This is a genomic window from Pseudomonas sp. GW456-12-10-14-LB2 (assembly GCF_002884345.1).
Classification (GTDB): Bacteria; Pseudomonadota; Gammaproteobacteria; order Pseudomonadales; family Pseudomonadaceae; genus Aquipseudomonas; species Aquipseudomonas paraglycinae.
Window position 1 is genome coordinate 52,672 of the sequence record NZ_POHV01000040.1, and the last position, 6,130, is coordinate 58,801.

A 6,130-nucleotide genomic window follows, 5' to 3' on the forward strand; every position below is an offset into this window, starting at 1 on the left:
GATTCGAGCGCTAGATTCAACTGCATCACCGTTCAAGGCACTGACATGACCACCGACCGCGACACCTCCGATCACTGCGAAGAGCTGCTGCTCGACAATCAGGCCTGCTTCGCCCTGCATTCCACTTCGCTGATGATGACCAAGGTCTACAAGCCGCTGCTGCAAGCGCTTGGCCTGACGTATCCGCAATACCTGGCGATGATGGTGCTGTGGGAGAAGGATGGTTTAACCGTCGGAGAAATCAGCACGCGCCTGCTGACCGATCCGGGTTCGCTGACCCCGCTGCTCAAACGTCTGGAAGGTGAAGGCTTGCTCAGCCGAACCCGCAGCCGGGAAGATGAGCGCGTGGTGATCGTTGAACTGACTGCCCAGGGACACGCCTTGAAAGACAAGGCCCGAACCGTTCCGCAGTGCATTCTGGGGGCCAGCGGCTTCACCCTGGAACGTCTGCAAAATCTGCAAGCCGAGTTGCAGGCCTTGCGTGGTCATTTGCAGGACAGTCTCGCTTAAAACTCCCCCTTTCCTGTGGGCGCAGCCTTGCGCCTGCAGGCTAATCGCACCTTCCCCGCTGATCCCCGAAAATTTTTTTCCTCTCGTTTCACACTAAAAAAACCTTCTATATCAAAAGCTTGGGATCACGACCCTACCCGATCCAAGTGACCATTCGCGCGTTCTTCAAAAAAATTATCTTGCGCGCTAAATATTAGCGAAGTACATTTACTTCGCACCTAGTTAGCGCGCAAACAATTAGCGCAACGAACCACACTCAATGAGGCTCACACTATGCAAACTCTCTACACCGCAATCGCAACCTCCACTGGCGGCCGTGACGGTCGTGCGATCTCCAGCGACAACATCCTCGACGTCAAACTCGCCACCCCGAAAGAACTCGGCGGTGCCGGCGGCGCAGCTACCAACCCTGAGCAACTGTTCGCCGCCGGCTACTCGGCCTGCTTCATCGGTGCCCTGAAATTCGTCGCCAGCCAGACCAAACGCAAAATTCCGGACGACGCCTCGATCACCGCTCACGTCGGCATCGGCCAGATTCCTGGCGGTTTCGGTCTGGACATCGACCTGCACATCAGTCTGCCAGGCCTGGAACAGGCAGACGCACAAAGCCTGGTCGACGCTGCCCACCAGGTCTGCCCGTACTCCAACGCCACTCGCGGCAACGTTGATGTGCGTCTGCACGTCACCGTGTAATCACTGACACTCAGGCCCGTACAGGAAATGAACATGAACACTTTCAGCAAAGTCTTGACCGGTACCCTTCTCGCCCTGTCCATCCACAGCGCATTTGCCGGGGAGGTTGAACACAACACCCAGGCGTTTCTCGATGTGCTGAATGCCGGCACCGGCAAACCGATGGAACAGATGACGCCCAAGGATGCCCGCGCCGTGCTGACGGGCGCGCAGTCCGGGGTCAAACTGACGCTGCCCAAAGCGGACGTCAGCGAGAAGACCATCCAGGTCGATGGCCAACCGTTGAGCCTGACCATCGTCCGGCCGGCCGGGGTCAAGGGCGAGCTGCCGGTGTTCATGTTCTTCCACGGCGGCGGCTGGGTACTGGGGGATTTCCCGACCCACGAACGTCTGGTGCGGGATCTGGTGGTCGGCTCGGGTGCGGCGGCGGTGTTCGTCAACTACACCCCTTCGCCGGAAGCGCATTACCCGGTGGCGATCAACCAGGCTTACGCCGCGACCAAATGGGTGGCCGAACACGGTAAAGAGATCAACGTCGACGGCAAGCGTCTGGCGGTGGCGGGCAACAGCGTTGGCGGCAACATGGCGGCAGTCGTCGCCCTGATGGCCAAAGACAAAGGCACTCCGGCAATCAAATTCCAAGTGCTGCTGTGGCCGGTGACCGATGCCAATTTCGACACCGGTTCGTATAACCAGTACGCCGAGGGGCACTTCCTCACTCGCAACATGATGAAGTGGTTCTGGGACAACTACACCACCGACGCCAACCAGCGGAACGAGATCTACGCCTCGCCGCTGCGGGCCACCACCGCGCAATTGAAGGGTCTGCCGCCAGCGCTGGTGCAGACCGCCGGAGCCGACGTGCTGCGTGACGAAGGTGAAGCCTACGCCCGCAAACTCGACGAAGCCGGCGTGCCGGTGACCTCTGTACGCTACAACGGCATGATCCACGACTACGGTTTGCTCAACGTGGTCAGCCAGGTGCCGGCGGTGCGTTCGGCGATGCTGCAGGCCTCGGAGGAGCTGAAACAGCACCTGAAGAAGTAATTTTCATCAGGCACAAAAAAGCCCGACTCAATGGTCGGGCTTTTTCTTTCCGCAAAAAGCAGTGCTTATTTGGCACGGCCTTTGTAGGAACCGCCTTCGCGGGTATCGATCTCGATCATGTCGCCGATTTCGATGAAGTCAGCAACCGACAGCTCGGTACCGTTCTTCAGTTTGGCAGGCTTCATCACCTTGCCGGAAGTGTCGCCGCGAGCGGAACCTTCGGTGTAGTCAACCTGACGCACGATGGTGGTCGGCAGCTCTACGGAAACCAGACGGCCTTCGAAGAATACGGCTTCGCAAACGTCGGTCATGCCTTCTTCCACGAATGGCAGAACGCTTTCGATGTCTTCGGCGTTCAGCTCGTACATGGTGTAGTCGGTGGTGTCCATGAACGTGTAGGAGTCACCGCTGATGAAGGACAGGGTCGCTTCTTTGCGATCCAGGATCACGTCGTCCAGTTTGTCGTCCGCACCGTAAACGGTTTCGGTCTTGTAACCGGTCAGCAGGTTCTTCAGCTTGGTCTTCATGATCGCGCTGTTACGGCCCGATTTGGTGAATTCAGCTTTCTGAACCAGCCAAGGATCGTTGTCGATACGGATCACGGTACCGGGTTTGAGTTCTTTACCAGTTTTCATTGCGAATATCCGAATTTGGATGGGATTTACAAAAATCTAGGCCGCGTATCATATCCAATTTCGGTAAAACTGTACCAGCGCCGTCGCAAGATCCGCCTGCAAGGCCTGTTCCAGACACCACTCGCGGGCATTTTCCTGCAGTTCGGGCCAGTGTTTGCGGGCCTCAAGCCAGTGGTCGCCGATAGGCTGCCCGGCACTCCAGGCACGCCAGAGACCGTTCATCGCCTCGGCGGCAACGGGCGAAAGACCTTTTGTGTAGAGCGCAAGGAAGGCGTCGAGCTTGTCGAGATGGATGTCTTCGTCCTGCTGATAGATGTGCCACAACATCGGCCGCCCCGCCCATTGCGCACGGACAAACGAGTCCTCGCCGCGCACCGCGTTGAAATCGCAGCACCAGAGCAATTGATCGTATTGATCCTGACGGACGAACGGCAGCACCTGCACGGTCAGCGCTTGACGAACATGCTTCGCCCCGACCGCCAGCGACTCGAACCCGAGCCAACGGGCGACATCGCCGAGAATCCGTCCTTCCGGCACCAGCAGATGAGTGGGCATCGAGTCAGCGGCGAGCACATCCAGCCAACTGGCGAGTCCCGCATTCTCGTAGGCAAACAGCGAAATCAGTTGCGCACCGGGCGCAGGAATGATCCCCAGACCTTGCAGGAATTGTCGCTGCGCCTCGGGGACCTGCTGAAACTGCTGACGTCGCTCCAGCAAACCGCTTTCACGCAACAGGCCGCCGGTGCCCGGCTGGAATCCCGGAAAGAAAAAGTACTTCTGCACCGACTTGTATTTCACCGACGGCAGTCCGTGGCAACCGACCACCCAGTCTTCGGCGCTGAGATAGTCGAGGTTCATCCACAACGGCGGTTTTTCCCGAGCGGCCATGGCGTCCATGTAGACGCTCGGCAACTGGCAGGCAAACGCGGCGATCACCACCTCGGCCGCCTCCGCTTCCTGCCATTCGGTCGGCCAGTGCCGGACTTCGACGCCCTGCTGCCATTGCTGATCGAGGCCGATGTCGATTTCGGGGCAGATGCGCTCGAAGGCGCGCAGGTCATCGACCCACAGCCGCACCGTCATTGCCTGCTCGCTGACCAGTTGCCGGGCCAGACGCCAGGTCACGCCGATGTCGCCGTAGTTGTCGACGACCGTACAAAAAATGTCCCAGCGGGTTTTCGGTTGCGGCATTCAAGGCTCCCGTTGGCAAAAGCGCCGATTGTCCGCATAAATGTCTCCATGCAGAAGAGCCGACGGCAATTAATCTTCGTGCGACAATCGCCACTCGCCCGCATTCATCCGCCAGGAGGCAGCCATGCCCTATCGTCCCAACCCGCGTCGCCCCTTGCCTGTTCAGCTTAGCGCGCTGCAATTGACCGGCAGCATTGCCCTGGGTCTGTGGCTGGGTTTCCTGGCCATTGCACTGACTTGCTGGCTCGCCTCACTACTCTTCAGCCGTCAGTTGCAGCCAGTGGCGGAAGCGGTGCAACAACTGAGCAAGCCTCCGGTAGCCGCCCAGCCGCTGCCAGAACCTGAGCCACAAAACCGCCTGTTCGAACAGTACGAAGAAAACCTGCGCAAAAACGAACAACAGGCACGCCTGGATCAGGCCCGTGGCAGCACACGTAATCTGTCGAACCCCAAATGCCAGTTCTGGCTGCAACAGGATCAGACGGCCCCGAGCGAAAAAAGCCGCGCCAATGTCCTGCAATTCTGCGATTGATCATGAATAAACAGATTGTTCACCAACTGATTCTCGACAAGCTGCGCGTCGATCTCGACATCGCCGAGCGCGCGGCGCAAACCGCCTACGAAACCGCGACCCACGAAGAGAACATCGCCGAAAACAAGTACGACACCCTGGGTCTTGAGGCGTCGTACCTGGCGGCGGGCCAGGCGAAACGGGTCGAGGAAATTCGTCAGTCATTGGCGCTGTGCCAGAACCTGACGCTGCGCGCGTATGACGATCAGCGGGGGATTGAAATCGGCGCCCTGCTCGGTCTGGAAGACGAAAAGGGTCGTGAACAATGGCTGTTTCTGGCGCCGGATGCGGCAGGTTTGAAGGTCGACGTGGTGGGTCAGCCGATTACCGTCATCACCCCGCGCTCGCCGCTGGGCAAAAGCCTGCTGGGCAAATTCGAGGGTGACGAGGTAGAGATTCTGGTGGCAGGCACCCGGCAACAGTTTGCTGTCACCGAGGTGCTGTAGACAGGGGCTTAGTGAACCGGCAGTTCGACGCCTTCGAACAGTTCTTCCAGTTCCTGCTTGTTGTGGCACTGAATGGCCTTGGCCATGACTTCGCGGGTCAGGTGCGGCGCGAACTTCTCGATGAAGTCGCACATGAAGCCGCGCAGGAAAGTACCGCGACGGAAACCGATCTTGGTCACGCTGGACTCGAACAGTTCGCTGGCATCGAGCACCACCAGATCGTTATCCAGTTTGGTGTCGACCGCCATTTTCGCCACGATGCCAACGCCCAGGCCCAGACGCACGTAGGTTTTGATCACGTCGGCGTCGGCCGCGGTGAACACCACTTTCGGCGTCAGGCCGCGATGGCTGAAGGCTTCGTCGAGTTTCGAACGGCCGGTGAAACCGAACACGTAAGTCACGATCGGGTATTCGGCCAGCGCTTCGAGGGTCAGCTTCGGCAACTTGGTCAGCGGGTGGCCCTGAGGCACAACTACGCAACGGTTCCAGCGGTAGCACGGCATCATCACCAGATCGCCGAACAGCTCCAGCGCTTCGGTGGCGATGGCGAAATCGACGGTGCCGTCAGCGGCCATCTCGGCGATCTGCATCGGCGAACCCTGGTGCATGTGCAGCGCCACGTCCGGGTATTGCTTGATGAAATTGCTGATCACCGGCGGCAGCGCATAACGTGCCTGGGTGTGGGTGGTGGCGATCGACAGGGTGCCTTTCTTCTCGTTGGAGAATTCCTGGGCGATCTGCTTGATGCTTTCGACCTTGCGCAGAATCTCGCCGGCGGTGGTGATGATGCGCTCGCCGGCTGGGGTGACGCGGGTCAGGTGCTTGCCGCTGCGGGCGAACACTTCGACGCCCAGTTCGTCTTCCAGCAGGCGGATCTGTTTACTGATGCCCGGTTGCGAGGTGTAGAGGCTTTGGGCTGTAGCGGAAACGTTGAGGTCGTGGTGCGCCACTTCCCAGATGTAGCGCAATTGTTGAAGCTTCATATGAATCCCTCAAAGCAGGTAGACGCCACGGGCATCAGCGACGGTATATAACTA

At 59.0% G+C, this 6,130-nt stretch carries 8 protein-coding genes; 5 read left to right on the plus strand and 3 right to left on the minus strand.

The annotated features are described in order from the left end of the window. Nucleotides 1–45 precede the first annotated feature (45 nt). From C1X29_RS23730 to C1X29_RS23740, 3 genes are all read left to right on the plus strand, one after another. Nucleotides 46–510, plus strand: a complete 465-nt coding sequence (locus tag C1X29_RS23730; RefSeq protein ID WP_085744972.1) for a MarR family winged helix-turn-helix transcriptional regulator — start codon at nt 46–48, stop codon at nt 508–510. Nucleotides 511–783: 273 nt separating this feature from the next. Continuing rightward, on the plus strand, nt 784–1,203 hold the full coding sequence (locus C1X29_RS23735; protein ID WP_034155242.1) for an organic hydroperoxide resistance protein: 420 nt from the start codon (nt 784–786) through the stop codon (nt 1,201–1,203). 33 nt (nt 1,204–1,236) lie between these two features. Further along, nucleotides 1,237–2,250 (plus strand): alpha/beta hydrolase, encoded by a 1,014-nt coding sequence (locus C1X29_RS23740; RefSeq protein ID WP_085647565.1) that lies wholly within the window; start codon nt 1,237–1,239, stop codon nt 2,248–2,250. 65 nt (nt 2,251–2,315) lie between these two features. Here C1X29_RS23740 and C1X29_RS23745 read toward each other — a convergent pair whose 3' ends face one another. Beyond that, nucleotides 2,316–2,885 (minus strand): elongation factor P, encoded by a 570-nt coding sequence (locus C1X29_RS23745; RefSeq protein WP_007955690.1) that lies wholly within the window; start codon nt 2,883–2,885, stop codon nt 2,316–2,318. Nucleotides 2,886–2,933: 48 nt separating this feature from the next. Further along, the gene (gene earP, locus C1X29_RS23750; protein WP_102718500.1) at nt 2,934–4,076 is read right to left on the minus strand and encodes an elongation factor P maturation arginine rhamnosyltransferase EarP; all 1,143 of its coding nucleotides are present in this window, start codon (nt 4,074–4,076) and stop codon (nt 2,934–2,936) included. A 124-nt stretch (nt 4,077–4,200) separates the two neighbouring features. Between earP and C1X29_RS23755 the strand changes: the two genes are divergently transcribed. Together C1X29_RS23755 and C1X29_RS23760 are read left to right on the plus strand one after the other, a co-directional pair. Continuing rightward, nucleotides 4,201–4,608: a hypothetical protein gene (locus tag C1X29_RS23755; RefSeq protein ID WP_102718501.1), complete on the plus strand. Its 408-nt coding sequence runs from the start codon at nt 4,201–4,203 to the stop codon at nt 4,606–4,608. Nucleotides 4,609–4,610: 2 nt separating this feature from the next. Further along, nucleotides 4,611–5,093: a GreA/GreB family elongation factor gene (locus tag C1X29_RS23760; protein WP_085744974.1), complete on the plus strand. Its 483-nt coding sequence runs from the start codon at nt 4,611–4,613 to the stop codon at nt 5,091–5,093. A gap of 8 nt (nt 5,094–5,101) precedes the next feature. On the opposite strand, the gene cysB is transcribed toward C1X29_RS23760, so the two are convergent. After that, nucleotides 5,102–6,076 (minus strand): HTH-type transcriptional regulator CysB, encoded by a 975-nt coding sequence (cysB, locus tag C1X29_RS23765; RefSeq protein ID WP_007955684.1) that lies wholly within the window; start codon nt 6,074–6,076, stop codon nt 5,102–5,104. Nucleotides 6,077–6,130: the final 54 nt, after the last annotated feature.

What these genes read in the sequence shown, in the direction of transcription:
- C1X29_RS23730 (WP_085744972.1), top strand. Translation starts at nt 46, where the DNA reads ATGACCACCGACCGCGACACCTCCGATCACTGCGAAGAGCTGCTGCTC.
- C1X29_RS23735 (WP_034155242.1), top strand. Translation starts at nt 784, where the DNA reads ATGCAAACTCTCTACACCGCAATCGCAACCTCCACTGGCGGCCGTGAC.
- C1X29_RS23740 (WP_085647565.1), top strand. Translation starts at nt 1,237, where the DNA reads ATGAACACTTTCAGCAAAGTCTTGACCGGTACCCTTCTCGCCCTGTCC.
- C1X29_RS23745 (WP_007955690.1), bottom strand. Translation starts at nt 2,885, where the DNA reads ATGAAAACTGGTAAAGAACTCAAACCCGGTACCGTGATCCGTATCGAC.
- earP (WP_102718500.1), bottom strand. Translation starts at nt 4,076, where the DNA reads ATGCCGCAACCGAAAACCCGCTGGGACATTTTTTGTACGGTCGTCGAC.
- C1X29_RS23755 (WP_102718501.1), top strand. Translation starts at nt 4,201, where the DNA reads ATGCCCTATCGTCCCAACCCGCGTCGCCCCTTGCCTGTTCAGCTTAGC.
- C1X29_RS23760 (WP_085744974.1), top strand. Translation starts at nt 4,611, where the DNA reads ATGAATAAACAGATTGTTCACCAACTGATTCTCGACAAGCTGCGCGTC.
- cysB (WP_007955684.1), bottom strand. Translation starts at nt 6,076, where the DNA reads ATGAAGCTTCAACAATTGCGCTACATCTGGGAAGTGGCGCACCACGAC.